Below are 25,182 nucleotides of genomic sequence, written 5' to 3'. Positions count from 1 at the left end.
TTATTTGTTACGGTAACAGTGGCATTTGTTTTTCCTGTCCGGGCAGCACCGAAAGGGTGACTGACCCTATATGCTTCATAAAGAAAAGGAGGGTATTTGTTATGCGAATTATTATGTTGGGTGCACCAGGTGCCGGAAAAGGAACTCAGGCAAAGAAAATTGCAGCGAAATACGGGATTCCGCACATTTCCACAGGAGATATTTTCCGTGCAAACATCAAGAATGGTACTGAATTAGGCAAAAAAGCAAAAACATATATGGATCAGGGGCTTTTGGTACCAGATGAATTAACCTGCGACCTCGTAGTAGACAGAATCCAGCAGGATGATGCCAAAAATGGTTATGTACTGGATGGTTTCCCGAGAACGATTCCTCAGGCAGAGTGCCTGACAGAAGCTCTTAAGAAACTCGGAAGCGGCATTGATTATGCAATCGATGTTGATGTTCCGGATGAAAACATCGTTAATCGTATGTCAGGCAGAAGAGCCTGCCTGAAATGCGGAGCTACTTATCATATCGTGTATGCAGCACCGAAGACAGAGAATGTATGCGATACCTGTGGTGAGACACTGGTACTGCGTGACGATGACAAACCGGAAACAGTTTCCAAGCGTCTGAAGGTTTACCACGAACAGACACAGCCATTGATTGACTACTATACAGAGCAGGGCGTATTAAAGACAGTAGACGGAACTCGTTCCCTGGACGAAGTGTTCCAGGCAATCGTCGAGATCTTGGGAGAATAAGAAAATGTCAGTTTCTATTAAGTCAGAACATGAAATCGAGCTTATGAGACATGCCGGTCATTTACTGGAAAAGGTTCATGATGAACTGGCTTCTCATATCAGGCCGGGAATCAGCACAAAAGAACTGGACCGTATCGGTGAGGATATGATCCGCTCTATGGGCTGCACTCCAAACTTTTTAAATTATGAGGGCTTTCCCGCATCATTCTGCATCAGCCTCAATGATGAAGTAGTACACGGGATTCCGTCCAGACATAAGATCATCCAGGAAGGCGATCTTGTCAAGATCGATGCCGGACTGATCTACAAAGGTTATCATTCAGATGCCGCACGTACTTATGCGGTAGGTGAAGTTTCACCGGAAGCAAGACAGCTTATGGAAGTAACAAAGCAGAGCTTCTTTGAAGGAATTAAATTTGCAAAAGCAGGAAATCATCTGAATGATATTTCCAAAGCAATCGGTGCTTATGCAGCGAAATTCAATTACGGTATCGTTCGTGACCTCGTAGGACACGGAATCGGAACTCATCTTCATGAGGATCCGCAGATCCCGAATTTCCCGCAGAAGCGCAGAGGCATCAAACTGATGCCGGGTATGACACTTGCGATTGAACCGATGATCAACCTTGGCCGTGCAGATGTTGCATGGGAGGATGATGAGTGGACAGTTGTAACTATGGACGGATCTCTTTCTGCACATTACGAAAATACGATTCTGATCACGGATGGAGAACCGGAAATTCTGACTCTTACAAAATGACAGATGACACAGGAGGTTTTTAATGTCAAAAGCAGATGTAATTGAAGTGGAAGGTACTGTACTGGAGAAGCTGCCTAATGCAATGTTCAAAGTAGAACTGGAAAATAAGCATGTGGTATTGGCTCATATCAGCGGAAAGCTGCGTATGAACTTCATCCGTATTCTTCCTGGAGATAAAGTTACTATTGAACTTTCTCCATATGATCTTTCAAAAGGCCGGATTATCTGGCGAGATAAATAAAACCGTGAGGGGGACAGGCTCAGAGTTCCGCGAAGGCCGCGTGTCCCCCTCACACACCCCCTGTTGGCCACGCGCGTTGTGGTGTGGGGGAGTGTGTGGGTATAGTGATGAGGAAATGCAAAAAACACCACGGCGTGGTGTTTTTTTGTTTCCTCTGAAAAACATGAAAAAAATTTGATTTAGGGCTTGCAATTCTTGGAATAGAATGTTATTATACTGGTTGTACGCGCTGAGGCGTGTATGAACTGCAGATTCAAGCCTATATTACGGAAAAGGAGGATTTCCAGTGAAAGTAAGATCATCTGTAAAGCCGATCTGCGAGAAATGCAAGATCATCAAAAGAAAAGGATCTATCAGAGTAATCTGTGAAAATCCAAAACACAAACAGCGTCAGGGTTGATTGACTGATTTGTGAAACGTGCGGCTGCAGTTTGATACACCCGGAAGGGTTGTTCGGACTGTTTTAATATTTTATTAAAGAAGCATGTATTGCCTAATACCGAGAGGCAACAAAATTTCGGAAAGGTCGCTTTTCGCCAAAGGCGGCTGGGTGTTTTACCGAGGCACCCCAATTAGGAAACTAGAAAAATCGAGAGTTTTTGAAGATGTACCCTATTTCACCTTGCGAGATTGCAAGTGGTACGGTTCAGACGACTTTCAAAAAGAAAATGGAGGAAACAGTACATGGCTCGTATAGCTGGTGTAGATTTACCAAGAGACAAACGTATCGAAATCGGCCTTACCTATATCTATGGTATCGGCAGAACAAGTGCAGACAAGATTCTTGCACAGGCAGGAGTAAATCCTGACATCCGTGTCAGAGATCTGACAGACGATGATGTAAAGAAAATCAGTGCTGTTATTGATGAAACAATGACAGTTGAAGGTGATCTTCGTCGTGAAATCGCTATGAATATCAAGAGACTGCAGGAAATCGGATGCTACCGTGGTATCCGTCATCGTAAAGGACTTCCGGTTCGTGGCCAGAAGACCAAAACAAACGCTAGAACTCGCAAGGGTCCTAAGAGAACTGTTGCTAATAAGAAGAAATAATTCGTAACAAATAATTGATTATATATAGGAAAGTGTAGGTTAGTTTTAAAATGGCAAAGACAACCAGAAAAGCGACTACTAAACGTCGTGTTAAGAAAAACGTTGAACACGGACAGGCACATATCCAGTCATCCTTTAACAATACAATTGTTACTCTGACTGACAACGAAGGAAACGCTCTTTCATGGGCAAGTGCCGGCGGTCTGGGATTTAGAGGTTCAAGAAAATCTACCCCTTATGCAGCACAGATGGCAGCAGAGACTGCAACAAAAGCTGCTCTGATTCATGGATTAAAAACTGTTGATGTTATGGTTAAAGGACCAGGATCAGGACGTGAAGCTGCAATTCGTGCACTTCAGGCTTGCGGCCTTGAAGTAACAAGTATCCGTGACGTAACACCGGTTCCGCACAACGGATGCCGTCCACCAAAACGTAGAAGAGTCTAATTTAGGAGGTAGCTTGAAATGGCAGTAAATAGAGTTCCTGTTCTGAAAAGATGCAGATCCCTTGGCCTGGATCCGATTTATTTAGGAATTGATAAAAAATCCACAAGACAGTTAAAACGTGCAAACAGAAAAATGTCTGAGTACGGTTTACAGTTAAGAGAAAAACAGAAAGCAAAATTCATCTACGGAGTTCTGGAAAAACCTTTCCACAACTACTACAACAAAGCTGACAGAATGCCGGGACAGACTGGTGAAAACCTTATGGTCCTTCTTGAGAGCAGACTTGACAACGTAGTATTCCGTATGGGATTTGCAAGAACAAGACGTGAAGCTCGTCAGATCGTTGACCACAAACACGTACTTGTAAACGGAAAATGTGTAAACATTCCGTCTTACCTTGTAAAAGCTGGTGACACAGTTGAAATCAAAGAAAAATGCAAAGGTTCTGAGAGATACAAAGGAATTCTGGAAGTAACAGGTGGAAGACTTGTTCCGGAATGGATCGATGTTAATCAGGAAGCTTTAAGCGGAACTGTAAAAGAACTTCCAAGAAGAGAAGCAATTGATGTTCCGGTAAACGAAATGCTTATCGTCGAGCTGTATTCTAAATAATAATTAGAACACGAGTAACTGTGGGGAGTTTTCTTCACAGTTACAGCATTCGTTAATACCCTCAAATGTTGAATACCCAGAAGGAGGGAACCATATAGTGTTTGATTTTAATAAACCAAAAATCGAAATTACGGAAATTTCCGAAGATAAAAAGTTTGGCAGATTCGTAGTAGAGCCTCTGGAAAGAGGATATGGTACTACACTTGGTAATTCTCTCAGAAGAATTATGCTGTCCTCCCTCCCGGGAGCAGCAGTAAGCCAGGTTAAGATCGATGGAGTTCTTCATGAATTCAGCTCTATTCCGGGCGTAAAAGAAGACGTTTCAGAGATCATCATGAATCTGAAAAGCCTTGCTATCAAAAATACCAGCACAGACAATGAGCCAAAGACCGCATATATCGAGTGTGAGGGATCTGGTGTTGTAACAGCAGCTGACATCCAGGCAGATCAGGATATCGAAATCATGAATCCAGATCAGATCATTGCTACTCTTAACGGAGGCAAGGACTGCAGACTGGCTATGGAGCTTACAATTACCCGTGGCCGTGGTTACATCGGTGCTGATAAAGCCAAAACTGACGACATGCCGATCGGCGTAATTGCAGTTGATGCAATCTACACACCGGTTGACCGTGTAAACATGGTTGTAGAGAACACCCGTGTTGGTCAGGTTACTGATTTCGATAAACTTACATTGGATGTATATACCAATGGAACACTGGATCCGGATGAGGCTGTCAGCCTCGCTGCGAAGGTACTGAGTGAACATCTGAGCCTGTTCATTGATCTTTCTGAGAATGCAAAGACTGCAGAAGTCATGATCGAGAAAGAAGACAATGAGAAAGAAAAGGTTCTGGAGATGAGCATTGATGAGCTCGAACTTTCCGTTCGTTCTTATAACTGCCTGAAGAGAGCCGGAATCAACACAGTTGAAGAACTTTGCAACAGAACTTCTGATGATATGATGAAGGTTCGTAACCTTGGTCGTAAGTCATTAGAAGAAGTACTTGCTAAACTGAAAGAACTGGGCTTACAGCTTCAGCCAACTGAAGAATAAGCACTTCTTAATAATTTGAGCGGGGATGCCTAAGCATTCATGCAGTAAGACCGAACTAGCATGTATGGATGTCCCGCAGATGGAGGAAAATAACATGGCAAAATATAGAAAATTAAGCAGAACTTCTGATCAGAGAAAAGCTCTGTTAAGAAACCAGGTAACAAACCTTCTGTACAACGGAAAAATCGTTACCACTGAAGCTAAAGCTAAAGAGATCCGCAAGATCGCTGAAAGCCTTATCGCTATGGCAGTTCGCGAGAAAGACAACTTCGAGACAGTTACTGTAACTGCAAAAGTTGCTCGTAAAGATGCTGACGGTAAGAGAGTAAAAGAAGTTGTAGACGGAAAGAAAGTAACCGTATATGACGAAGTACAGAAAGAAATTACCAAAGATGCTCCATCCAGACTGCACGCTCGTCGTCAGATGGCTAAAGTATTCTACCCGGTAAAAGAAGTTCCGACCAAAGCTGCTGGAAAGAAGAAAAACACAAAAGACATCGACATGACCAAGAAGATGTTCGAAGAGATCGCACCGAAATATGCAGATCGTAACGGTGGTTACACAAGAATCGTTAAGATCGGACCGCGTAAAGGTGACGCAGCAATGGAAGTTCTGATCGAGTTAGTATAATTTGACAGAAATCAGGAGAAGATATTCATAGCAGGATATCTTCTCTTTTTTTTATCAAAAGGAATAGATGTCCTTTTTCTATGAAAATGTGACAGGAAATGTACAGGAATTTTAAATTTGCTATGAGAAAACGTCATATTTTGCAAGAACGTCATATTTAACAGCAAAAACGTCAAAAAAATTAGGGGGGGGGTAAAAGTGAATTCAGAAATATGATATAATTGGCGTATGCAAAAGAGAAATATTTTAGAAAGAGAGAATTTAATGAAACCAATTACAATTGCTATTTGTGATGGGAATTCCAGGGATGCAGGAGTTCTTGAAGAATATGTACGAAAGTTACTTCCAGATGCTGAAATCACAAAACTTACAAAAAGTCACCAGCTGCTCAATCGTATGACCGAGAATCCAAATCAGTTTCAGCTTATTTTCATGGAGATTGAGTTTGAAGAGGAAAATGGAATATGGGTTGCACAGGAAATACGGAAAGTCAACAAAAAAGTTGGAATCATATTTATGACAAAGAGTGAGAAATATTACAGACAGGCATTTGAGGTGTTTGCACTTCAGTATCTTCTTAAACCACTGACGTATGAAAAAATTGAAAAAATTTTTTATTTTCTGGATAGCAATGTGCAGAGATACAGTGATAGATCTATGGAAGAGAGAAGTGTCTGTTTTCGCTATCGTTCCCGGTTTTATACGATCAGACACAGTGAGATCCAGTATATTTCAAGCAGTCTTCACACAGTAAATTTTCATATGGAAGATGGAGGAATTATCCATTGCAGAGGAAAACTCTGTGATTTTGAGGATCAGCTGAAAGGCAGTTCTTTTCTTCGCTGTCACCAGAGCTTTTTTGTCAATATGAACAAGACAATGGGAATGAAGGCTGATGGCTTTATTATGAGAGACATTGTAGTGCCTGTTTCCAGAACATATATGAAGGAAGCGCAAAAACAATATCGTAATTATCTGAACGAAAAAGAACTTTTTACCAAATAAATCAGATACAGGTGTCTGCCTTTTTTTGCTAACTTTTCGAAGACAGTTGCTAAATCAGGAAAATTGTCGTAAAATCAGTAGGAACTATAAAGTTAAAATAAAAGGAACAGAACACATGAATATTAGAAGAATACTGGCAGTCTGGGCTGCCAAGGCAACTGGCTTTGCCTGCAAGAAGATGGGACGCCAGGGTGTGACATGGGCAGGCAAGATCGCACTTAAGATATATCCGCCTGTACTGAAAGAACTGGCAGGGGAAGTCAAAAAAGACATTTTTGTAGTATGCGGTACCAATGGTAAGACTACGACCAACAACATGCTCTGTGCAGCACTGGAGGCAGAGGGACAGAAAGTCATCTGTAACCATACCGGCTCCAATATGTTGAATGGTGTTGTGGCGGCATTTGTACTTGGGGCAGGACTGAACGGACATATCAAGGCAGATTATGCCTGCATTGAAGTAGATGAGGCATCCACGAGATATATTTTTCCGCAGATCAAGCCGGATTATATGGTTATGACGAACCTTTTCCGCGATCAGCTTGACCGCTATGGTGAGATCGATATCACCATGAATATTCTCGAAGAAATGATCCGCAAAGTGCCAAAGATGAAACTTGTGGTAAACGGAGATGATGCATTGTCTGCTTATCTTGCAATGGACAGCGGAAATGCCTGTACGTACTACGGAATCAGCAAAGCTGTCATGAAGAGCAAGACAAATGAGATCCGGGAGGGTCGTTTCTGCAAACGCTGCGGCGAGAGATTACAGTACAGTTTTTATCATTATAGCCAGCTTGGTGATTACAAATGCCCGAAATGCGGTTTCCATAGACCGGTTCCAGAATATGATGCTTCTGATGTACAGGTAGGAGACCAGCTTTCTTTCCGTGTGGAAGATCATAAGATCACTGCAAATTACAAGGGATTTTATAACGTATACAATATTCTGGCTGCCTATGCGGGAATCCGCACGGCCGGATTTAAGGCGGAACATTTCCAGGATATGCTTAAGAAATTCAATCCGGAGAACGGTCGTATGGAACAGTTCCGTATCCAGGGAACCAGTGTGACACTGAACCTTGCAAAGAACCCGGCAGGTTTTAACCAGAATATTTCTGCCGTGATGCAGGACAGCATGCCGAAGGATGTGCTCATCGCGATCAACGACAATGCACAGGATGGAATCGATATTTCCTGGCTATGGGATGTGGATTTTGACCGCTTCCAGGAGGAGAGCATCCGCTCCATCACAGTCAGCGGTATCCGATGCCAGGATATGCGTCTTCGAATGAAATACGTAGATATTCCGACCATGCTGGAAGCTGATGTCGAGAAGGCGATCCGCAGCCGCGTGGCTGACGGAACCGGAAATCTGTATGTGCTTGTAAACTATACAGCACTGTTCAGTACCAGAAATATACTCAAGAAGCTGGAGGGAGAGCAGAAATGAAACTTACGATAGGACATTTATATCCGGATCTCCTGAATCTTTACGGGGACAGAGGCAATATCCAGTGCCTGATGAAGAGATGCCAGTGGAGAGGAATCGAGGCAGAAACCATCGCCTACGAGATCGATGACAAGATTGATTTTTCCAAACTTGATATCGTGCTTCTGGGAGGCGGTTCCGACAGGGAGCAGATGCTTGTCTGTGAGAAACTCAAGGAGATCCAGAAGGATTTCAAGGCATATGTAGAGGATAATGGAGTCGTTATCGCTATCTGCGGCGGTTATCAGCTCCTTGGAAATTACTACAAGACGGACCAGGGAACGATCAAGGGGCTGGAACTTGTAGATATGTATACAGAGCAGGAGGAGGGCCGTCTCATCAGCAACATCGTCCTTCAGAGCGACCTGTTTGAGATGCCGGTCGTCGGTTTTGAGAACCACGGTGGAAGGACATGTATCAACGATAACAAACCGCTTGGCAAAGTTCTCTATGGTTCTGGAAATGACGGTAAATCCGGTTATGAAGGTGTTGTGTACAAGAATGTGATCGGAACCTACCTCCATGGACCGCTGCTTCCGAAGAACCCGCAGCTTGCGGACTGGCTGATCCTGCACGCACTGCAGAAGAAATACGGAGAGCAGACAGAGCTTACCCCGCTTGACGACAGCCAGGAAAAAGAAGCCAACGATTATATCTGTCACAGATTCCTCAAATAGTACTTGCATTCAAAATATGGTGAGGATATAATTCAAATATAAAAGGTCACGAAGGTGCTGAGAGCCAAATGCTTTTGACACCTTCTTTTTGCAAAAGACAATCATAATCATAAAAGGGCAAACAAGGGGACAAAAATGGCGAAATCACGTAATCAGAAAGCAAAAATACTGGTTTTGGAACATCTGCTTGGGGAGACCGGGGAGAACCGTGCAGTAACTATGCAGGAGATCCTTGAGAAACTGACAGAATGTGGAGTCAATGCGGAGCGTAAAAGTATTTATGATGATTTAGACGCGCTGAGAGAGTTTGGACTGGACATAAAATATAAACGAGGAAGACCGGGCGGCTATTATCTTGCAGGTCGGAATGCAGAAGAAAAGAAGGAAACAGTGCTGAAACCTGCAGTCAGACAGAACAAAGAGAAAGTACAGCCGGTTGTTAAAGAAGTACTGGTAAAGCATTTTGTTCTGGACGAGAGCGAGATCCAGGATACAGAGAAACCTATGAAACTTCTGTGCAGGGAGACAAGAGAAAAAGAAGTTCAGGAATATTTTGGCACTCATGGAAATTACAAGACAAAAGAAGCCGGATACATATCCGTTACAGTACCACAGATATCCGGTCCGCAGTTTTTTGGATGGCTGACTGCAATGGGAAGGGACGTTACGATCGTCAAGCCAAAGAAGACAGCGGCAGCCTATAGAGACTATCTGAAACTTCTCGCAAAGGAATATAAAGGAATTTAACATGAAAAAAAAGACAGCATATCTTTTATTAGGCATTTTTCTGACAACGACTGTACTTGGCGGATGTGGCAAGAATGAGGCAACAGAAGCTGCCAGTGAAAGTGCACAGACAGAAAAAGAGGGAGCAGGAGAGGATGAACTGACAGAGACTCCGACTCCGGAAGCAAAATCAGATAAAGAAACAAATAAACAGAAATCATCAAAGGAAACAGAAACCTCAGATTCTGACAATGAGGACAAGACGGAGGAGACAACGGAAGCTTCCAGAGAGAAGATCGCCGTTCTTCTTCCAAACGAGGAGAAATGGACCAGAGATGCAGATGAGTTCAAAAGCACACTTGAGGACGATGGATATGAACCGGTGATCGAGTATGCCGAGAACGATGTTTCCAGACAGGTTTCCCAGATCCAGGAACTGACAGCAGAAGAGGTTTCTGCGTTCGTCATTGCACCGGTGGATCCTTATGGGCTCAAGAGTGTCCTTGAGAGCGTGAAGGAAGCGGAAATTCCGGTATTTTCCTACGATGATCTGATCATGGATACGAATGCAGTCAAATATTATGTCACATTTGGCGGCCGCCAGATCGGTCAGATGATCGGCAAGAAGATCATTGAGAGCGAAGAACTGGACAAGGTCCGTGAGGCAAAAGAATCCAGGACAATCGAATTTTTTATGGGATCTCTGGATGATACGCAGGCGCTGTTTCTGTATAACGGTCTGATGGAGACGCTGCAGGAATATCTGGATGACGGAACTCTTGTATGCAAATCAGGCAAACTTTCTTTTGATGACACAGGAATCCTGAGATGGAGCAAAAACACTGCAAAATCACGTGCAGCAGAGATCCTGGAGCAGTTTTATCCAGATGGAGCGGCACCGGATATCATCTGTACAGGATTTGACGATGCAGCAGGAGCCGTGCAGGAAGCACTTCAGGAGGCTGGTGTAGTTCCGGGAACAGATATCTGGCCGATGATCACGGGAAATGGCTGCAAGGAGGATGCAGTGAAGCGTATAGCATCCGGCACACAGGCATTCAGTGTATTTATGGATTTCAGAGAACTTGCGGATCAGTGCGAGGAGATGGTAAATGTATATCTCCACGGAGAGGATGATCCGGAAGTCAATGATTACGAGCAGTATGACAATGGCGTCAAGATCATAGGAACTTATCTCTGTGAGTCGCAGATGATCGACAGGGATAACTATGAGATCCTGATCGACAATGGATATTATTCAGAGAAGGAAGTAGAGCCGGACCCGACAGAGACACCGGAGCCGGTCACACCGACTGAGGCAGCAGAGCCGACGGTGACTCCAACGGAAACACCGGAGGAAGTTTCCCCGACACCAGCTGAGACAGAAACACCAACTCCAACGGAAAAGGCGGAGCCGACAAAGAAGCCGACTTCTACGCCGAAGCCAACCGCTACGGAGACACCAACACCGACCGAAAAGGCAAAGAAATAATAAGTAAAGATACAAAAATACAGCCGGAACAGAGCATTAAGACTTTGTTCCGGCTGTTGTTTTGTGCGCTTTGCGATAAATTTTACTGTGGACGGTAAAAAATTACTCGCGGAATGTCAGAGAATCATCAGTCATAGAGTCAACGATCGCAAGAGATTCCAGACGAACACCCATGTCACGGATCTTCTGTCCGCCGTTCTGGAAACCTTTCTCGATCACGATTCCGGCACCTTCAAGGGTAGCTCCGGATTCTTTGACGATCTCGATCAGGCCGAGCAGTGCACATCCGTTGGCAAGGAAATCATCGATCAGGAGAACATGGTCTTCCGGTCCGAGAAATTTCTTGGATAAGATCACGTCATAAACTTTCTTGTGGGTGAAAGATTCTACCTTGGAACAGTACATCTCACCATCCAGATTCAGGCTCTGTGCCTTCTTGGCAAAAACTACAGGAACATCAAAATACTGTGCTGCGATACAGGCAATTCCGATTCCAGATGCTTCGATCGTAAGGATCTTGGTAATCGGGCAGTCAGCAAAACGTCTCTTGAATTCTTTGCCGATCTCATTGATCAGAGTAATGTCCATCTGGTGATTCAAAAAACTGTCTACTTTCAAAATATTTCCTGGTTTCACGATTCCATCTTTCAGTATACGGTCTTTTAAAAGCTGCATGTTATATCTCCTTTGACTAAAATTCTCGTTTTTGTAAAATTATATTTATGATACTCTATTCTTCGCAGAAGTTCAATTCTTTTCGACAAATTTTTTATTGATTTGATAGACGGAAATCTTCTTATAAGCCCGCGCAAGTGTTTATAAAACCTTGCGAAAATGGCTTAAAATCAAGGTTTTCCGCGTATCGTCATTTATCTTGCCGTATCTCCGTATAAGATGATTTTGTAAGACCGGGCACCATTTTGGCACCACAGATTATAGGAGGACGACATGAAAAACGTACTTTTAGACAAGGGTATTATACTCCCGTCCGGCGAAATCAGCAAGGATAAGGTAAACCTTGTCGCCGGGGCAATCACGCAGTCATTCGCAGAAATGGTATGGGTAACGACAGGCGGCGACATGGAAACCGTAAACCGCTTGACCGACGTACTTGTTACCATGAACACCCCCGCCGACCGGGGGAAGCTGTTCAAAATCATAAAAATGCTCTATGGGCTTATGGGCTTGCCCTTTTCCGAAGAAGCCGAGCCTATGGACGCAGACCCCGCCGTTTTGGAATACTTCATTTTTTCCTTTACGGCAGACTTTGGCGAAGTCATACAAGACCTCATAGCCGAAGAAGCAGAATAACGCACCGCACAGGCGGCGTTTCTCACTTCCCACAAGGAAGAACAGGAACGCCGCTTTTTTCATGCCCTTTGTTACGCAGTAGGCAGGAAAAAGCCCTTGATTTATGCGGCTTTGCGGGCGCGGTTTTCAGCGGATAAGGGATTGATACCTAAACCCTCAAAATCGCGTTTCTATTGCGTAACAGGTATGCAGCAAAGGAGTGATGAAGCTATGGCAGTTTTCAGAGTGGAGCGCAACAAGGGCTATACGGTTATGAGCAACCACCACTTACGCAATAAGGAGCTATCCCTAAAGGCAAAAGGGCTGTTATCGCAAATGCTGTCCTTGCCGGAGGATTGGGACTATACCCTTGCGGGGCTGTCCTTTATCAACCGGGAGAAAATCGACGCTATCCGGGAAGCCGTTAAGGAACTGGAACGCGCCGGGTATATCGTCCGTTCAAGGGAGCGCGACGAGAAAGGACGCTTGCGCGGCACAGACTATGTAATCTTTGAGCAGCCGCAGACCCCGCCTGTATCGGATTTACCTACATTGGAAAATCCAACATTGGATAATCCAACGTTGGAAAAACCTACGCAGGAAAAACCTACGTTGGAAAATCCAACGCAATTAAATAAAGATATACAAAGAACTAACTTACCAAAAAAAGAAAAATCAAATACGGATTTATCAAGTACCCATTCCATTCCTATCCATTCCCTAAATCCCTTGCCTTATGGCGAGGACGAAACGGCACAGCCGCCGGAACGGAAAAGAACGGAAAGGAACGACGCTTACAGAGTGTATGAGGAAATTATCAAAGACAATATCGCCTATGACATTCTCTTACAGGACAGAAGCCTTGACCGCGACCGTCTGAATGAAATTGTTGACCTCATGCTTGAAACCGTCTGTACGGCAAGAAAGAAAATCCGTATTGCCGGGGACGATTACCCCGCCGAGCTTGTGAAGTCAAAGTTTATGAAGCTGAACAGCGAACATATCCGCTTTGTGCTTGACTGTATGCAGGAGAACACCACGAAAATCCGCAACATCAAGCAGTACCTAAAGGCGGTGCTTTTCAATGCCCCGTCTACCATTGACAGCTACTATACTTCCCTTGTCGCTCACGACATGGCAAGCGGCGCATTATCCGGCAAGCCTAAATACGGCGACCCGGACTACTACACCTACAACGAGGGCGAAAGCCTGTAAACGAAAAAAGGAGGATTTACCACATGGCACAGAAAACAGGAGCTTTAATTTTTGACGAAACCGCTGACCGCTACGATATTCGCTTTGATATTGCCGACTATTACGGCGGCTTGCATTGCGGCGAGTGCATGGACGTATTCACAGGCGGCAAATGGAAGCCGACCCGGATTGAGTACGGGGACAACTGGTATCTTGTAGGTATCCGCGCCGAGGACTTGAACGGGCTGCGGGTGCGGATTTAACGGGGCGGCGTGAAGAACGGACGCCCTTTTTTCACGCCCAAAAGCGGCGTACCACCTTAACACTATCACTACTACCGGGAAAGGAGGACGGTAAACATTGCAAGATGAAATCAACGAAAAAGTGGTTGCGCTCTCTGTCAAGGGAGCGAAGCTGACCGCTGAAACGCTGCAAAAGGCAATCAAAGCCATGCTTGCACAGGCAAAAAAGCAGCAGGAAAAACAGCCCCACGGGAAGCAGACCCTAAAGCAGCTTGCGAAGCAGAACGCGGGGCTATCCAACATTGAGATAACCGAGGGCAATATCAAAGCCTTTGAGCAGACGGCAAAAAAATACGGTATCGACTTTGCCCTAAAGAAAGACAGCACCGAAACGCCGCCCCGTTATCTCGTCTTTTTCAAGGGGCGGGACGCGGACGCTCTGACCGCAGCCTTTAAGGAGTTTTCCGCAAAGAAGCTGACACAGGAGCAAAAGCCCTCTATCCGAAAGGCACTTGCCACATTCCGGGAAGCAGCAAAGCAGCTTAACGCGAACCGTCAAAAGACAAAATACAAGGACAGGGAGGTATCGCTATGAAGCCGAATATCAAGAAGCTGCTTATCCTAAACGCCCCCTATCTGCTCTTTGTGTATCTCTTTGATAAAGTCGGACAGGCGGTGCGGCTCTCGCCGGGGGCTGACCTCTCCGGCAAGCTGGTTTCCATTGGCAGCGGCTTTTCCGCTGCCTTTTCAAATGCCCTGCCGAGTTTTAACCCTATGGATTTGCTTATCGGCATTGTCGGGGCTGTCGTTATCCGGCTTGCGGTCTATGTGAAAGGCAAGAACGCAAAGAAATACCGTAAGGGCATGGAGTACGGCTCTGCACGTTGGGGCAATGCCGAGGATATAAAGCCATATATCGACCCCATGTTTGAAAATAACGTGCTGCTGACGCAGACCGAAAGGCTGATGATGAGCAGCCGCCCGAAGCACCCGAAGTATGCAAGAAACAAAAACGTGCTTGTCATCGGCGGCTCCGGCAGCGGCAAAACAAGGTTTTTTGTAAAGCCCAACTTAATGCAAATGCACAGCAGCTATGTTGTCACAGACCCGAAAGGAACGGTTTTAATCGAGTGTGGAAAGCTCTTGCAGCGGGGCGGGTACAAAATCAAGGTGCTAAACACCATCAATTTCAAGAAATCCATGCGGTACAATCCCTTCGCCTATCTGCGCAGCGAAAAGGATATTTTGAAACTGGTAAATACCATTATCGCCAACACCAAAGGCGACGGGGAAAAATCCGGCGAGGATTTTTGGGTGAAATCGGAACGGCTTTTTTACTGCGCCCTTATCGGCTACATCTGGTACGAAGCCCCGGAGAATGAGAAAAACTTTACGACGCTGCTTGAAATGATAAATGCGTCGGAAGCCCGCGAGGACGACCCGGAATTTCAATCCCCCGTTGACCTCATGTTTGAACGCTTGGAGGAAAAAGACCCGGAACATTTTGCGGTGCGCCAGTACAAGAAGTTTTTGCTGTCTGCCGGAAAAACAAGAAGCTCTATCCTCATTTCCTGCGGTGCGCGTCTTGCCCCCTTTGACATTCGGGAACTGCGCGAGCTGATGGAAACCGACGAAATGGAGCTTGACACCTTAGGCGACCGAAAGACCGCGCTTTTTGTTATTATCTCCGACACCGACGACACCTTTAACTTTGTTGTATCAATCCTTTACACACAGCTTTTCAATCTGCTTTGTGACAAGGCAGATGATGTGTACGGCGGGCGGCTACCTGTTCATGTGCGCTGTCTGCTTGACGAGTTTGCAAATATCGGGCAGATACCGAAGTTTGAAAAACTCATTGCCACGATAAGGAGCCGCGAAATCTCCGCGTCCATCATCTTGCAGAGCCAGTCGCAGCTAAAGGCTATCTACAAGGACAACGCCGATACCATTGTCGGCAACTGCGATACGACCCTGTTCTTGGGCGGCAAGGAGAAAACGACCCTTAAAGAAATGTCGGAAATCTTGGGGAAAGAAACCATTGACAGCTTCAACACTTCCGAAACAAGAGGACGGGAGCTTTCCCACGGGCTGAACTATCAGAAGTTAGGCAAGCAGCTTATGAGCGAAGATGAAATTGCGGTCATGGACGGCGGGAAATGTATCTTGCAACTACGCGGGGTGCGTCCGTTCTTCTCCGAAAAATACGATATTACCAAACACCCGAAGTACAAGTACCTTTCCGACTTTGACAAGAAAAATGCCTTTGACATGGAAAAGCACTTGCGCCGCCGTCCTGCAATCGTAAAGCCGGACGAGGTATTTGACTATTACGAAGTTGACGAAGCAGATTTGCAGGAGGACACAGAAAATGAATAAGCGTATCAGAAAGAAAAAGGCAAAACAGCAGCTAATCCGGGCTATCAGCGGGCTTGTGGAAGCTGCCGAGGAAATGCAGCGGGAACAGGAACGCAGGACAAGACAGGCAGGTATTTCCTATATCAAGTATATCGAAGCTGTCCGGGAACGGCAGTACGGCATTAAGCCTGTCTACACACCGCTTTTTGAAAAGGAGGGAGCTTAAAGTAAAAATAATAAACACGGGCTACATGGTACGCGCCCCTACTCCTTGCGCGTATCGCGGCAGGAAGCCGCACCCTACAACTGAATACCGCCGCGCAGCAGCAACAAACGCAGCGCGGGGACTTATGACCGCGGCAGTTATCGAAAACTGACCGCCGTTTTTTATGCCCTTTTTCGGGCAGCCGCACAGCGGCAGAAAGGAGTTATATTATGGCATTTTTCAACAGCGCAGTAGGCGTTTTGCAGACACTCGTTATCGCTCTCGGAGCAGGTCTTGGCATTTGGGGCGTTATCAACCTCTTGGAGGGCTACGGAAACGACAATCCGGGCGCGAATGCTCATGTGCGGTAAAGTAATAAAAAGATTTAGGTAGCCGCCTTAACTATTCCTAAATAAGATAATATGCACAGTATTTTCTCGTAAATAGAAAATAAATTATTGCATTTTACCAATTATTATGTTAAAATGACAATGTAACAAAGAGCTATGTATTTTTAAGGAAAGGGAGGAACTTATGAATTTAAGAAAATCTATTTTAGCACTTTCAGTAGTAGCTGGAATTGTAGCTGCTCCAATGACTGTATTTGCCGCTCATACTCATAGTTGGGGTTCTCCCCAGTACTATGGATATGAAGATGAAATGCCTGGTATATATGATGACTGGGATAAATGTGCGACACGTCATGTATATAATTACAAACAATGTTTAATTTGTGGAGAAGTAAGCATTTATGAAGTTGAGACGATTGAAATGTCTCACAAATGGGTGAATGGTGCATGTGTATATTGCAACAAAGGTTACGCGAAAGAGATAAATTAACATAGTATCATTACCGGCAAGTTTATAATCAAAAAATAGAAAGCATTGAGAATATTTCATAATTTCTTGAAAGTACTCTCAGTGCTTTCTTTGATAATATGAAAGGAGAAATAAATGCAAAAAAAACAACTTTCTGTATTAGTACTAATTATTTTATGCTTTTTATTAGGATGTAACAGAGAAACACCAAAAGATGAATCTCAACAAAATTATGAAGATGAATCTAATATTTCTAAAACAAATGGAGAAGAACTTGTAAATATAAACAGTGAATTGTTAGGTTCGACTCCTTTTGATATCCAAATCGATAAAACAGCATTGCAGACTAGAAAAGAAACAGAAACAGAAGTTACAATAAAGACAAATTTAACAGACTGGGGTTATACTGTTTCTTCTGAAAAAGGGAAAATATCTGATATAAATAAAAATTCATTCATATATATAGCACCTAAAGATGAGAGGGATGATACTATAAAAATACAATTATCGGACTATGAAAATGGCATATCATATGAATATACAATTCCACTTATTTTTGCGGGAAACAATGAACATTCTTTAGATAAATTCAAGGAAAATCTTTCAAGATTACCTAATAGTTAGTAAAGAGTCGATAGACTAAAGTACCACCATCCTCTTTTATTTCAACTGAATATCCATCCCGCCGCACCGCAGCGGCACATGAAGCAGTAAATCCGAAAAAGATTTGCTGCTTTTTTTGCGTCCATTTTTGGCAAATTTCCAAAAGTTCCGTATTAGACAGTGAAACCAAAAAAGGCTGCCATTTTTTTCAGACAGCGGGCAAAACGCAGCTTCCGAAACGCCTTATTGTCGGGAAAGACCGAGCCGCCGGAAAAGTTCTTGCCGGAAAGTCCGTCCATTCTGCTCTTTTGTGGTTTGTAGGGAGTAAGGGAAAAACGCCAGCCCGCAGCCTTTTATAAAAAAAGCTGGTTATAGATTTTCTGAAAAAGTGGCAGTAGCAAGTGAACGGCAGGCCGGCAGTTTCTTAGAGCAAGATTCTACCGAGGTGCCAAAATTCGCTTATCGCTCATTTTGCCCCTGCGGGAATCTTGTTGGGGAGTGCCTTCCCCAAACCCTGCTTATGCGGCTTGCGCCGCTGAAAAACCCCTCAAAATATTTTTCGGATTTTTCAAAAACAGTTCCGCTTCACACCCTGTTTTTCTCCTATTAGTGAGAGGACACCACGCACAGAAAGGAGGTCAACCACCTATGAAACGATACAACACGCCGCACCGCAGCCGGGTAGTCAAAACACGCATGACCGAGGAAGAATACGCCGAGTTTGCCCAGCGGCTTTCTGCTTACCACATGAGCCAAGCCGAGTTTATCCGGCAAGCCATAACCGGGGCAGCCATACGCCCCATCATAACCGTTTCCCCCATCAATGACGAGCTGCTTGCCGCTGTCGGGAAGCTGACCGCCGAATACGGGAGGATCGGCGGCAACTTAAACCAGATAGCCCGGACGCTGAACGAGTGGCACAGTCCCTATCCGCAGCTTGCCGGGGAGGTACGGGCGGCGGTTTCCGACCTTGCTGCCCTAAAGTTTGAAGTCTTGCAGAAAGTGGGTGACGCTGTTGGCAACATTCAAACATATCAGCTCTAAAAACGCCGACTATGGCGCAGCGGAAGCCTATCTCACATTTGAGCATGACGAGTTTACCATGAAAGCCACCCTTGATGAAAACGGGCGGCTGATACCGAGGGAGGATTACCGCATTTCTTCCCTCAACTGCGGGGGCGAGGATTTCGCTGTTGCCTGTATGCGAGCCAATCTCCGCTATGAGAAAAACCAAAAACGGGAAGATGTGAAAAGCCACCACTATATCATCAGCTTTGACCCACGGGACGGGACAGACAACGGCTTGACCGTAGACCGGGCGCAGGAGCTGGGCGAGCAGTTCTGCAAGGAGCATTTCCCCGGACACCAAGCCCTAATCTGCACCCACCCGGACGGGCATAACCACAGCGGGAATATCCATGTGCATATCGTCATCAACTCCCTGCGGATTTACGAAGTCCCGCTTCTGCCCTACATGGACAGACCAGCCGACACGCTGGAGGGCTGCAAGCACCGCTGCACCAACGCCGCTATGGAATATTTCAAGAGCGAAGTCATGGAAATGTGCCACCGGGAGGGGCTTTACCAAATCGACCTCTTGAACGGCAGCAAGGAACGGATAACCGAACGGGAATACTGGGCGGCAAAGAAAGGGCAGCTTGCCCTTGACAAAGAGAACGCCGCCAGAGAAGCCGCCGGACAGCCGACCAAGCCCACCAAGTTTGAAACGGACAAGGCGAAGCTGCGCCGGACGATACGGCAGGCACTTTCCCAAGCTGGCAGCTTTGACGAGTTTTCTTCCCTTTTGCTGCGGGAGGGTGTGACCGTCAAGGAGAGCCGGGGGCGGCTTTCCTACCTCACGCCGGACAGGACAAAGCCTATCACAGCCCGAAAGCTGGGGGACGATTTTGACAAGGCTGCTGTCCTTGCCCTGCTCACGCAGAACGCCCACAGAGCTGCCGAACAGACCAAAGCCATACCCGAATACCCTGCCGCAGTTAAAAAGCCGTTACAAGGGGAAAAAGCTGCAAAAACCACCCCGGCAGACAACACCTTGCAGCGCATGGTTGACCGGGAAGCCAAGCGAGCCGAGGGCAAGGGCGTGGGCTATGACCGCTGGGCGGCAAAGCACAACCTAAAGCAAATGGCAGCTACCGTTACCGCCTATCAGCAGTACGGCTTTTCCTCCCCGGAGGAACTGGACGAAGCCTGTTCTGCCGCCTATGCCGCCATGCAGGAAAGCCTTGCGTGGTTGAAGCAGGTGGAAAAGACGCTGAACGGGAAAAAGGAGCTGCAACGGCAGGTGCTTGCCTATTCCAAGACCCGCCCTGTCCGGGACGGGCTGAAACAGCAGAAAAACGCCAAAGCAAAAGCAGCCTACCGTCAGAAGCATGAAAGTGACTTTATCATAGCAGACGCAGCCGCCCGCTATTTCAGGGAGAACGGCATTTCCAAGCTGCCGAGCTATAAATCCCTGCAAGCAGAGATTGAAAGCCTTATCAAAGAGAAAAACAGCGGCTACAACGATTACCGGGCAAAACGGGAGGAGTACCGCCGCTTGCAGACTGTCAAGGGCAATATCGACCAGATTTTACGCCGGAGCGAGCCGCAGCGCAGAAAGGAGCAGAGCCATGAACGGTAATATCCCCCGCATGGACTACCGCCAGTACCGGGCAGCCCGCCGCCTTGTGCATGAGTGCTGCAACTATGACAGCGGGAACTGCCTGCTGTTGGAGGACGGCGAGCCTTGCGTGTGTGTACAGAGTATCAGCTATTCGCTGCTCTGCCGCTGGTTTACCGCCGCTGTCCTGCCCCTTGATGAAGCACTGGAAGCCGCCCTCTTGCGCCGGGGAAGCCGGAAACGCTGCGCTGTCTGCGGGGCGTTCTTCTTCCCAAAATCCAACCGGGGGAAATACTGCCCGGACTGCGCCGGACGCATGAAGCGGATAAACGCCGCCAAACGGAAGCGGAAACAAAGGGAGAAATGTCACGCTTTAGGGCATTTCAAACCCGCATAAATCAAGGCTTTTTTGGAGGGTGTCAAAGGGTGCGTGATACATTTATCCTTTTCCCTTAAAAACGCCCCCTAAAAGCGTAACAGAACCCACAGACAGACACCACAAGGAGGTGAACCCTATCGCTGATTATATGACCGCAGGAACGGAGCTGCCCGCTTACCTGCCTTACCCCCGTTTCCTGCTGGAAACAGACCTATCCCACACCGCAAGAGAGTTATATGCGCTGCTGTTAGACCGTTCCACCCTTTCGCAGAAGAACGGCTGGCAGGACAGCGAGGGACGGACATACATTGTCTACCCCATAGCAGAGATAGCGGAAATGCTGGATAAAGGCTGCACCACCATAAAGGGCGCACTGAACGAACTGGACGCTGCCGGGCTGCTGGAACGCAGACGGACGGGCTTTTCTGCCGCCAACCGTCTGTATGTGAAAGTGCCGCCTATCCCAGTGGTACAGTTTTCCGACCAACTGACGGACGGAAAACCGCCCCTCATAAGGGCGGGAAACCGACCAACTGACAGCCGGAAAACTGACCTTATGACGGTCGGAAAACCGTCCCCTAACCAAACTAATATAAACAACCTAATAGAGAGCCAAACAAAAGGAGCGAGTGAGGGGCAGCCCCCCGCCGCTTATGGCAGATATAAAAATGTATTTCTTTCTGACACAGAACTTTTGGAGCTGGAACAGGACTTCCCCGGCAAGTGGGAGTATTACCTTGACCGCCTTTCCTGCCACATCGCTTCCACCGGGAAGCAGTACCAGAGCCATGCAGCCACCATTTACAAGTGGGCGCAGGAGGACGCTGCCAAAGAGAAGCCAAAGAAAGGCATACCGGACTATTCATTCAAGGAGGGAGAAAGCCTATGACCGATACAATCCACAACACCATACTGCCTATGACCGACACCACAGCCGAGCCGGAGGATTACACCGGGGAGGACGGGCTTTTATACTGCGGCAAATGCCGGAAACCCAAAGAAGCCTATTTCCCGGAGGGCAAGACCTTTTTCGGGCGTGACCGCCACCCGTCAGAGTGCGACTGCCAGCGGGCAGCCCGTAAGGAACGGGAAGCCGCCGAGAAGCGGCGCAGCCACCTTGAAACGGTGGAACGGCTGAAACGGCAGGGCTTTACAGACAAGACCATGCAGGACTGGACATTTGCCAACGATAACGGCAGCTGCCCGCAGATGAAGAACGCCGCCGGATATGTGGCACGCTGGGAACAGATAAAGGACGGGAACTACGGGCTGCTCTTGTGGGGCAGGGTAGGCACTGGGAAAAGCTATTTTGCCGGGTGTATTGCAAACGCCCTCATGGAGCAGGAAGTCCCGGTGTGCATGACAAACTTTGCAGCAATATTAAACGACCTTGCCGCCAGCTTTGCGGGCAGGAACGAATATATTTCCCGCCTTTGCAGCTTCCCCCTGCTCATCATTGACGATTTTGGAATGGAGCGTGGCACAGAATACGGTCTGGAACAGGTCTACAATGTGATTGACAGCCGCTACCGGAGCAGGAAGCCGCTGATTGTGACGACCAACCTCACGCTGGAGGAATTGCAGCACCCGGAGGACACCGCCCACGCCCGGATTTATGACCGCCTGCTTGAAATGTGTTCCCCTCTCTGCTTTACCGGGGAGAATTTGAGGAAAGCCGCCGCACAGGGAAAAATGGAACAGCTGAAACGGCTGCTTGCCGGAAAGGAGATTTGCCTATGACCGACACCCAGAGAAACAAACGCCCTGCCCGCCGCCCGGACTGCGTGACCGAAACGAGGATAGGCAACACAATCCTTGTGGTGTCTGGCTTTTTCAAGGAGGGGGCGACCGACACCGCCGCTGACAAGATGATGAAAGTGCTGGAAGCAGAAGCCGCCGCCGGATATTTGACCTGTGATAAGCCTGATTGAAAAACCGTCATTTTTACCGACCGTAAAGAAGCAGATTTGACGCTTTTGCCGCTATACAGACAGCCGCCCCATGTGGTACAATCAAGGTACGGAATAGTGGGGCTGGCTGTCGGAAACGGAGGAATTTATGTTAAGACAGACCACCCAGCAACTCATTACCGCCCTTTACCCAAGACTGTCCCATGAGGACGAGCTGCAAGGCGAGAGCAATTCCATTTCCAACCAAAAGAGGATTTTGGAAACCTATGCCAAACAGAATGGATTTTCTAATCTGCGCTGGTACACCGACGACGGTTATTCCGGTGCGAACTTTCAAAGACCCGGATTTCAAGCCATGCTTGCAGACATTGAAGCAGGGAAAGTCGGGACAGTTATCGTCAAGGATATGTCGAGGTTAGGGCGAAACTACTTACAGGTGGGAATGTACACAGAAATGATTTTCCCACAGAAAGGTGTCCGCTTCATCGCTATCAATGACGGAGTGGACAGCGCACAGGGGGAAAATGATTTTGCCCCGCTGCGGAACATTTTTAACGAATGGCTGGTGAGAGATACGAGCAAGAAAATCAAGGCAGTAAAACGCTCTAAGGGCATGAGCGGAAAGCCCATCACAAGCAAGCCCGTCTATGGCTACCTCATGGACGAGGACGAAAACTTTATCATTGACGAGGAAGCCGCCCCGGTGGTACGGCAGATTTACAGCCTTTGCCTTGCCGGGAACGGTCCGACCAAGATAGCCCGTATGCTGACCGAGCAGCAAATCCCCACGCCGGGGACGCTGGAATACCGCAGGACGGGCAGCACCCGCCGCTACCACCCCGGCTATGAGTGCAAGTGGGCGACCAATACCGTGGTTCATCTGCTGGAAAACCGGGAATATACGGGCTGTCTGGTAAACTTTAAGACCGAGAAGCCGTCCTACAAGCTGAAACACAGCATAGAAAATCCCCCGGAAAAGCAGGCGGTTTTTGAGAACCACCATGAGCCTATCATTGACCGGGAAACGTGGGAACGGGTGCAGGAGTTACGCAAGCAGCGCAAACGCCCCAACCGTTATGACGAAGTGGGCTTGTTCTCCGGCATACTCTTTTGTGCCGACTGCGGCAGCGTCATGTACCAGCAGCGATACCAGACGGACAAGCGCAAGCAGGACTGTTATATCTGCGGAAGCTACAAGAAACGCACCGCCGACTGCACAGCGCACTTTATCCGCACTGACCTCTTGACCGCTGGCGTACTCTCCAATCTGCGGAAAGTTACCAGCTATGCGGCAAAGCATGAAGCCCGGTTTATGAAGCTTTTAATCGAGCAGAATGAGGACGGGGACAGACGCAGGAACGCCGCCAAGAAAAAGGAGCTGGAAGCCGCCGAGAAACGCATAGCCGAGTTATCTGCTATCTTCAAGCGGCTGTATGAGGACAGCGTAACCGGGCGCATATCGGACGAGCGTTTCACAGAGCTGTCGGCAGACTATGAAGCCGAGCAGAAAGAACTGAAAGAACGTGCCGCCAGACTGCGGGAAGAACTTTCCAAAGCGCAGGAAGCCACCGCAAACGCTGAAAAGTTTATGAATGTGGTACGCAGGCACACTACCATTGAAGAACTTACCCCTACTCTGCTGCGGGAGTTTGTGGAGAAAATCGTTGTCCATGAAAGCGTTGCCCTTGACGGGAAACGCCGGGGCAAGTTACGCAGACAGGAAATCGAAATCTATTATTCTTTTGTCGGCAAGGTAGAACTGCCCGACACCTAACCGCCCGACCTATCCGACATACCTCATGTGCCGGATAGGAACGGCAAAATTTTTTACACTTCTATTACTTCTTTATCACACATAAGCAAAAAGCCAGGGCATGAAACAGCTCATGGCGGGCGGCGGCGTTGCCCTTATCGGCGGCACCCTCGTACCTCTGCTTGCCGGACTGTTCGGTTAAGCGGCGGGGTTAGCCTATGCAGAGCATACTTGACGCGATTAACGAATGGATAAAGGAAATCCTCATTGGAGCCATTAACGGTAATCTGTCAACTATGTTCGGGGACGTAAACGAAAAAGTCGGAACTATCGCCGCAGAGGTAGGACAAACCCCGCAGGGGTGGAACGCAGGCATATTTTCCATGATACAGAGCTTGTCGGAAAATGTGATTGTACCCATTGCGGGGCTTGTTATTACCTACGTTCTATGCGTGGAGCTTATCAGCATGGTAACGGAAAAGAACAATATGCACGATATTGACACGTTCATGTTCTTTAAGTGGTTTTTCAAGGCGTGGGTAGCGGTGTATCTCGTTACCCACACCTTTACTATCACTATGGCGGTGTTCGATATGGCGCAGCACGTTGTTTCCGGCGCGGCGGGCGTGATCGGCGGCGATACGAATATCGACGTTGACGCCGCCCTCTCGTCCATGCAAGCCGGACTTGACGCTATGGAAATCCCCGAACTGCTTATGCTCGTTATGGAAACAAGCCTTGTGAGCCTTTGCATGAAAATCATGTCGGTGCTTATCACGGTTATCCTGTACGGCAGAATGATAGAAATTTACCGCGCGTCCAGAAGCGCCGCTTTTCATCCAAAGGCGGTGTGCGGGCATTTTGGGAACCC

The 25,182-nt window shown here is 47.2% G+C and carries 33 protein-coding genes and 1 pseudogene; 32 read left to right on the top strand and 2 right to left on the bottom strand.

Features of this window, described 5'->3' with window-relative positions:
* The first annotated feature begins 101 nt into the window (after positions 1-101).
* From DWX28_RS09285 to DWX28_RS09220, 14 genes are all read left to right on the top strand, one after another.
* Complete coding sequence (locus tag DWX28_RS09285; protein WP_022214199.1) at positions 102-746, top strand: adenylate kinase; 645 nt, start codon at positions 102-104, stop codon at positions 744-746.
* A gap of 4 nt (positions 747-750) precedes the next feature.
* Positions 751-1,506, top strand: a complete 756-nt coding sequence (gene map / locus DWX28_RS09280) for a type I methionyl aminopeptidase (RefSeq protein ID WP_022214198.1) — start codon at positions 751-753, stop codon at positions 1,504-1,506.
* 22 nt (positions 1,507-1,528) lie between these two features.
* A complete protein-coding gene (gene infA / locus DWX28_RS09275; RefSeq protein ID WP_005428560.1) occupies positions 1,529-1,747 on the top strand; it encodes a translation initiation factor IF-1 in 219 nt (72 codons plus the stop codon).
* Positions 1,748-2,033: 286 nt separating this feature from the next.
* The gene (rpmJ, locus tag DWX28_RS09270) at positions 2,034-2,147 is read left to right on the top strand and encodes a 50S ribosomal protein L36 (RefSeq protein ID WP_003497809.1); all 114 of its coding nucleotides are present in this window, start codon (positions 2,034-2,036) and stop codon (positions 2,145-2,147) included.
* Positions 2,148-2,431: 284 nt separating this feature from the next.
* The gene (gene rpsM / locus DWX28_RS09265; protein WP_022214197.1) at positions 2,432-2,800 is read left to right on the top strand and encodes a 30S ribosomal protein S13; all 369 of its coding nucleotides are present in this window, start codon (positions 2,432-2,434) and stop codon (positions 2,798-2,800) included.
* Positions 2,801-2,850: 50 nt separating this feature from the next.
* Positions 2,851-3,246, top strand: coding sequence for a 30S ribosomal protein S11 (gene rpsK / locus DWX28_RS09260; protein WP_022214196.1), 396 nt, complete (start codon positions 2,851-2,853; stop codon positions 3,244-3,246).
* Between the two features lie 18 nt (positions 3,247-3,264).
* Positions 3,265-3,858, top strand: coding sequence for a 30S ribosomal protein S4 (rpsD, locus tag DWX28_RS09255; protein WP_118252530.1), 594 nt, complete (start codon positions 3,265-3,267; stop codon positions 3,856-3,858).
* Positions 3,859-3,955: 97 nt separating this feature from the next.
* Positions 3,956-4,915, top strand: coding sequence for a DNA-directed RNA polymerase subunit alpha (locus DWX28_RS09250; RefSeq protein ID WP_022214841.1), 960 nt, complete (start codon positions 3,956-3,958; stop codon positions 4,913-4,915).
* Positions 4,916-5,009: 94 nt separating this feature from the next.
* Positions 5,010-5,546 (top strand): bL17 family ribosomal protein, encoded by a 537-nt coding sequence (locus DWX28_RS09245; protein WP_022214840.1) that lies wholly within the window; start codon positions 5,010-5,012, stop codon positions 5,544-5,546.
* Positions 5,547-5,810: 264 nt separating this feature from the next.
* Complete coding sequence (locus DWX28_RS09240) at positions 5,811-6,551, top strand: LytR/AlgR family response regulator transcription factor (protein ID WP_158565301.1); 741 nt, start codon at positions 5,811-5,813, stop codon at positions 6,549-6,551.
* A gap of 115 nt (positions 6,552-6,666) precedes the next feature.
* On the top strand, positions 6,667-8,004 hold the full coding sequence (locus DWX28_RS09235) for a MurT ligase domain-containing protein (protein ID WP_118252528.1): 1,338 nt from the start codon (positions 6,667-6,669) through the stop codon (positions 8,002-8,004).
* Complete coding sequence (locus tag DWX28_RS09230; protein WP_022214837.1) at positions 8,001-8,720, top strand: type 1 glutamine amidotransferase; 720 nt, start codon at positions 8,001-8,003, stop codon at positions 8,718-8,720. Before DWX28_RS09235 ends, DWX28_RS09230 begins: the two co-directional genes overlap by 4 nt.
* A 135-nt stretch (positions 8,721-8,855) precedes the next feature.
* Positions 8,856-9,467: a WYL domain-containing protein gene (locus DWX28_RS09225; protein WP_118252527.1), complete on the top strand. Its 612-nt coding sequence runs from the start codon at positions 8,856-8,858 to the stop codon at positions 9,465-9,467.
* A gap of 1 nt (position 9,468) precedes the next feature.
* Positions 9,469-10,938 carry a substrate-binding domain-containing protein gene (locus DWX28_RS09220; protein ID WP_118252526.1) on the top strand — a complete coding sequence of 490 codons (1,470 nt, stop codon included), beginning with the start codon at positions 9,469-9,471 and terminating at the stop codon, positions 10,936-10,938.
* Between the two features lie 102 nt (positions 10,939-11,040).
* On the opposite strand, the gene DWX28_RS09215 is transcribed toward DWX28_RS09220, so the two are convergent.
* A complete protein-coding gene (locus DWX28_RS09215; protein ID WP_022214834.1) occupies positions 11,041-11,613 on the bottom strand; it encodes a xanthine phosphoribosyltransferase in 573 nt (190 codons plus the stop codon).
* A 273-nt stretch (positions 11,614-11,886) separates the two neighbouring features.
* On the opposite strand from DWX28_RS09215, the gene DWX28_RS09210 reads away from it, so the two are divergent.
* The 9 genes from DWX28_RS09210 (at position 11,887) to DWX28_RS09170 (ending at position 17,670) form a co-directional block, all read left to right on the top strand.
* Positions 11,887-12,249, top strand: a complete 363-nt coding sequence (locus DWX28_RS09210; RefSeq protein WP_117524153.1) for a hypothetical protein — start codon at positions 11,887-11,889, stop codon at positions 12,247-12,249.
* 210 nt (positions 12,250-12,459) lie between these two features.
* Complete coding sequence (locus DWX28_RS09205) at positions 12,460-13,443, top strand: DUF6017 domain-containing protein (RefSeq protein ID WP_117524151.1); 984 nt, start codon at positions 12,460-12,462, stop codon at positions 13,441-13,443.
* A 23-nt stretch (positions 13,444-13,466) separates the two neighbouring features.
* Positions 13,467-13,685 (top strand): DUF5348 domain-containing protein, encoded by a 219-nt coding sequence (locus tag DWX28_RS09200; protein WP_005422968.1) that lies wholly within the window; start codon positions 13,467-13,469, stop codon positions 13,683-13,685.
* 97 nt (positions 13,686-13,782) lie between these two features.
* A complete protein-coding gene (locus DWX28_RS09195; RefSeq protein ID WP_005928540.1) occupies positions 13,783-14,259 on the top strand; it encodes a PcfB family protein in 477 nt (158 codons plus the stop codon).
* Positions 14,256-16,043 carry a VirD4-like conjugal transfer protein, CD1115 family gene (locus DWX28_RS09190; protein WP_005928544.1) on the top strand — a complete coding sequence of 596 codons (1,788 nt, stop codon included), beginning with the start codon at positions 14,256-14,258 and terminating at the stop codon, positions 16,041-16,043. The genes DWX28_RS09195 and DWX28_RS09190 overlap by 4 nt, the downstream gene beginning before the upstream one ends.
* On the top strand, positions 16,036-16,248 hold the full coding sequence (locus DWX28_RS09185) for a condensin complex subunit 2 (RefSeq protein ID WP_117524149.1): 213 nt from the start codon (positions 16,036-16,038) through the stop codon (positions 16,246-16,248). The genes DWX28_RS09190 and DWX28_RS09185 overlap by 8 nt, the downstream gene beginning before the upstream one ends.
* Positions 16,249-16,457: 209 nt before the next feature.
* The gene (locus tag DWX28_RS09180; protein ID WP_039909177.1) at positions 16,458-16,598 is read left to right on the top strand and encodes a Maff2 family mobile element protein; all 141 of its coding nucleotides are present in this window, start codon (positions 16,458-16,460) and stop codon (positions 16,596-16,598) included.
* A 163-nt stretch (positions 16,599-16,761) separates the two neighbouring features.
* Positions 16,762-17,067: a hypothetical protein gene (locus tag DWX28_RS09175; protein WP_002569240.1), complete on the top strand. Its 306-nt coding sequence runs from the start codon at positions 16,762-16,764 to the stop codon at positions 17,065-17,067.
* Positions 17,068-17,181: 114 nt separating this feature from the next.
* Entirely contained in the window at positions 17,182-17,670 is a 489-nt protein-coding gene (locus DWX28_RS09170; protein ID WP_002569239.1) for a hypothetical protein, read from the top strand.
* Positions 17,671-17,822: 152 nt separating this feature from the next.
* Here the strand turns inward: DWX28_RS09170 and DWX28_RS20250 are convergent, their stop codons facing one another.
* Entirely contained in the window at positions 17,823-17,948 is a 126-nt protein-coding gene (locus DWX28_RS20250) for a hypothetical protein (protein WP_007037420.1), read from the bottom strand.
* A 349-nt stretch (positions 17,949-18,297) separates the two neighbouring features.
* On the opposite strand from DWX28_RS20250, the gene DWX28_RS09160 reads away from it, so the two are divergent.
* From DWX28_RS09160 to DWX28_RS09120, 9 genes and pseudogenes are all read left to right on the top strand, one after another.
* Positions 18,298-18,693, top strand: a complete 396-nt coding sequence (locus tag DWX28_RS09160) for a plasmid mobilization protein (protein WP_002594236.1) — start codon at positions 18,298-18,300, stop codon at positions 18,691-18,693.
* Positions 18,665-20,290: a relaxase/mobilization nuclease domain-containing protein gene (locus DWX28_RS09155; RefSeq protein WP_002594235.1), complete on the top strand. Its 1,626-nt coding sequence runs from the start codon at positions 18,665-18,667 to the stop codon at positions 20,288-20,290. Before DWX28_RS09160 ends, DWX28_RS09155 begins: the two co-directional genes overlap by 29 nt.
* On the top strand, positions 20,280-20,666 hold the full coding sequence (locus DWX28_RS09150) for a cysteine-rich VLP domain-containing protein (protein WP_002594234.1): 387 nt from the start codon (positions 20,280-20,282) through the stop codon (positions 20,664-20,666). The genes DWX28_RS09155 and DWX28_RS09150 overlap by 11 nt, the downstream gene beginning before the upstream one ends.
* Positions 20,667-20,796: 130 nt before the next feature.
* Positions 20,797-21,537, top strand: coding sequence for a replication initiator protein A (locus DWX28_RS09145; protein ID WP_002594233.1), 741 nt, complete (start codon positions 20,797-20,799; stop codon positions 21,535-21,537).
* Positions 21,534-22,388, top strand: coding sequence for an ATP-binding protein (locus tag DWX28_RS09140; protein WP_002594232.1), 855 nt, complete (start codon positions 21,534-21,536; stop codon positions 22,386-22,388). The genes DWX28_RS09145 and DWX28_RS09140 overlap by 4 nt, the downstream gene beginning before the upstream one ends.
* Positions 22,385-22,579, top strand: a complete 195-nt coding sequence (locus tag DWX28_RS09135) for a transposon-encoded TnpW family protein (RefSeq protein ID WP_002594231.1) — start codon at positions 22,385-22,387, stop codon at positions 22,577-22,579. The genes DWX28_RS09140 and DWX28_RS09135 overlap by 4 nt, the downstream gene beginning before the upstream one ends.
* Before the next feature lie 127 nt (positions 22,580-22,706).
* The gene (locus tag DWX28_RS09130; RefSeq protein ID WP_002594230.1) at positions 22,707-24,332 is read left to right on the top strand and encodes a recombinase family protein; all 1,626 of its coding nucleotides are present in this window, start codon (positions 22,707-22,709) and stop codon (positions 24,330-24,332) included.
* Between the two features lie 85 nt (positions 24,333-24,417).
* A pseudogene (locus DWX28_RS20325) lies at positions 24,418-24,513 on the top strand (Maff2 family mobile element protein); the annotation flags it as partial.
* Positions 24,514-24,529: 16 nt separating this feature from the next.
* On the top strand, positions 24,530-25,182 hold a 653-nt coding region (locus DWX28_RS09120; RefSeq protein WP_118252525.1), incomplete at its 3' end, for a VirB6/TrbL-like conjugal transfer protein, CD1112 family.

This window comes from Blautia sp. AF19-10LB (genome assembly GCF_003461245.1).
In the GTDB taxonomy this organism is placed as follows: Bacteria; Bacillota; Clostridia; order Lachnospirales; family Lachnospiraceae; genus Blautia_A; species Blautia_A intestinihominis.
The sequence above is the reverse complement of the archived record's forward strand: the minus strand, read 5'-3'. Positions and strand labels throughout refer to the sequence as shown.

What these genes read in the sequence shown, in the direction of transcription:
- map (WP_022214198.1), top strand. Translation starts at nt 751, where the DNA reads ATGTCAGTTTCTATTAAGTCAGAACATGAAATCGAGCTTATGAGACAT.
- DWX28_RS09140 (WP_002594232.1), top strand. Translation starts at nt 21,534, where the DNA reads ATGACCGATACAATCCACAACACCATACTGCCTATGACCGACACCACA.
- DWX28_RS09245 (WP_022214840.1), top strand. Translation starts at nt 5,010, where the DNA reads ATGGCAAAATATAGAAAATTAAGCAGAACTTCTGATCAGAGAAAAGCT.
- DWX28_RS09160 (WP_002594236.1), top strand. Translation starts at nt 18,298, where the DNA reads ATGAAACGATACAACACGCCGCACCGCAGCCGGGTAGTCAAAACACGC.
- DWX28_RS09135 (WP_002594231.1), top strand. Translation starts at nt 22,385, where the DNA reads ATGACCGACACCCAGAGAAACAAACGCCCTGCCCGCCGCCCGGACTGC.
- DWX28_RS09235 (WP_118252528.1), top strand. Translation starts at nt 6,667, where the DNA reads ATGAATATTAGAAGAATACTGGCAGTCTGGGCTGCCAAGGCAACTGGC.
- DWX28_RS09175 (WP_002569240.1), top strand. Translation starts at nt 16,762, where the DNA reads ATGAATTTAAGAAAATCTATTTTAGCACTTTCAGTAGTAGCTGGAATT.
- DWX28_RS09220 (WP_118252526.1), top strand. Translation starts at nt 9,469, where the DNA reads ATGAAAAAAAAGACAGCATATCTTTTATTAGGCATTTTTCTGACAACG.
- DWX28_RS09170 (WP_002569239.1), top strand. Translation starts at nt 17,182, where the DNA reads ATGCAAAAAAAACAACTTTCTGTATTAGTACTAATTATTTTATGCTTT.
- DWX28_RS09285 (WP_022214199.1), top strand. Translation starts at nt 102, where the DNA reads ATGCGAATTATTATGTTGGGTGCACCAGGTGCCGGAAAAGGAACTCAG.
- DWX28_RS09240 (WP_158565301.1), top strand. Translation starts at nt 5,811, where the DNA reads ATGAAACCAATTACAATTGCTATTTGTGATGGGAATTCCAGGGATGCA.
- DWX28_RS09225 (WP_118252527.1), top strand. Translation starts at nt 8,856, where the DNA reads ATGGCGAAATCACGTAATCAGAAAGCAAAAATACTGGTTTTGGAACAT.
- rpsD (WP_118252530.1), top strand. Translation starts at nt 3,265, where the DNA reads ATGGCAGTAAATAGAGTTCCTGTTCTGAAAAGATGCAGATCCCTTGGC.
- DWX28_RS09205 (WP_117524151.1), top strand. Translation starts at nt 12,460, where the DNA reads ATGGCAGTTTTCAGAGTGGAGCGCAACAAGGGCTATACGGTTATGAGC.
- DWX28_RS09215 (WP_022214834.1), bottom strand. Translation starts at nt 11,613, where the DNA reads ATGCAGCTTTTAAAAGACCGTATACTGAAAGATGGAATCGTGAAACCA.
- DWX28_RS09130 (WP_002594230.1), top strand. Translation starts at nt 22,707, where the DNA reads ATGTTAAGACAGACCACCCAGCAACTCATTACCGCCCTTTACCCAAGA.
- DWX28_RS09230 (WP_022214837.1), top strand. Translation starts at nt 8,001, where the DNA reads ATGAAACTTACGATAGGACATTTATATCCGGATCTCCTGAATCTTTAC.
- rpsK (WP_022214196.1), top strand. Translation starts at nt 2,851, where the DNA reads ATGGCAAAGACAACCAGAAAAGCGACTACTAAACGTCGTGTTAAGAAA.
- DWX28_RS09150 (WP_002594234.1), top strand. Translation starts at nt 20,280, where the DNA reads ATGAACGGTAATATCCCCCGCATGGACTACCGCCAGTACCGGGCAGCC.
- rpsM (WP_022214197.1), top strand. Translation starts at nt 2,432, where the DNA reads ATGGCTCGTATAGCTGGTGTAGATTTACCAAGAGACAAACGTATCGAA.
- DWX28_RS09180 (WP_039909177.1), top strand. Translation starts at nt 16,458, where the DNA reads ATGGCATTTTTCAACAGCGCAGTAGGCGTTTTGCAGACACTCGTTATC.
- DWX28_RS09210 (WP_117524153.1), top strand. Translation starts at nt 11,887, where the DNA reads ATGAAAAACGTACTTTTAGACAAGGGTATTATACTCCCGTCCGGCGAA.
- DWX28_RS09200 (WP_005422968.1), top strand. Translation starts at nt 13,467, where the DNA reads ATGGCACAGAAAACAGGAGCTTTAATTTTTGACGAAACCGCTGACCGC.
- DWX28_RS09145 (WP_002594233.1), top strand. Translation starts at nt 20,797, where the DNA reads ATGACCGCAGGAACGGAGCTGCCCGCTTACCTGCCTTACCCCCGTTTC.
- infA (WP_005428560.1), top strand. Translation starts at nt 1,529, where the DNA reads ATGTCAAAAGCAGATGTAATTGAAGTGGAAGGTACTGTACTGGAGAAG.
- DWX28_RS20250 (WP_007037420.1), bottom strand. Translation starts at nt 17,948, where the DNA reads ATGGACGGACTTTCCGGCAAGAACTTTTCCGGCGGCTCGGTCTTTCCC.
- DWX28_RS09185 (WP_117524149.1), top strand. Translation starts at nt 16,036, where the DNA reads ATGAATAAGCGTATCAGAAAGAAAAAGGCAAAACAGCAGCTAATCCGG.
- DWX28_RS09190 (WP_005928544.1), top strand. Translation starts at nt 14,256, where the DNA reads ATGAAGCCGAATATCAAGAAGCTGCTTATCCTAAACGCCCCCTATCTG.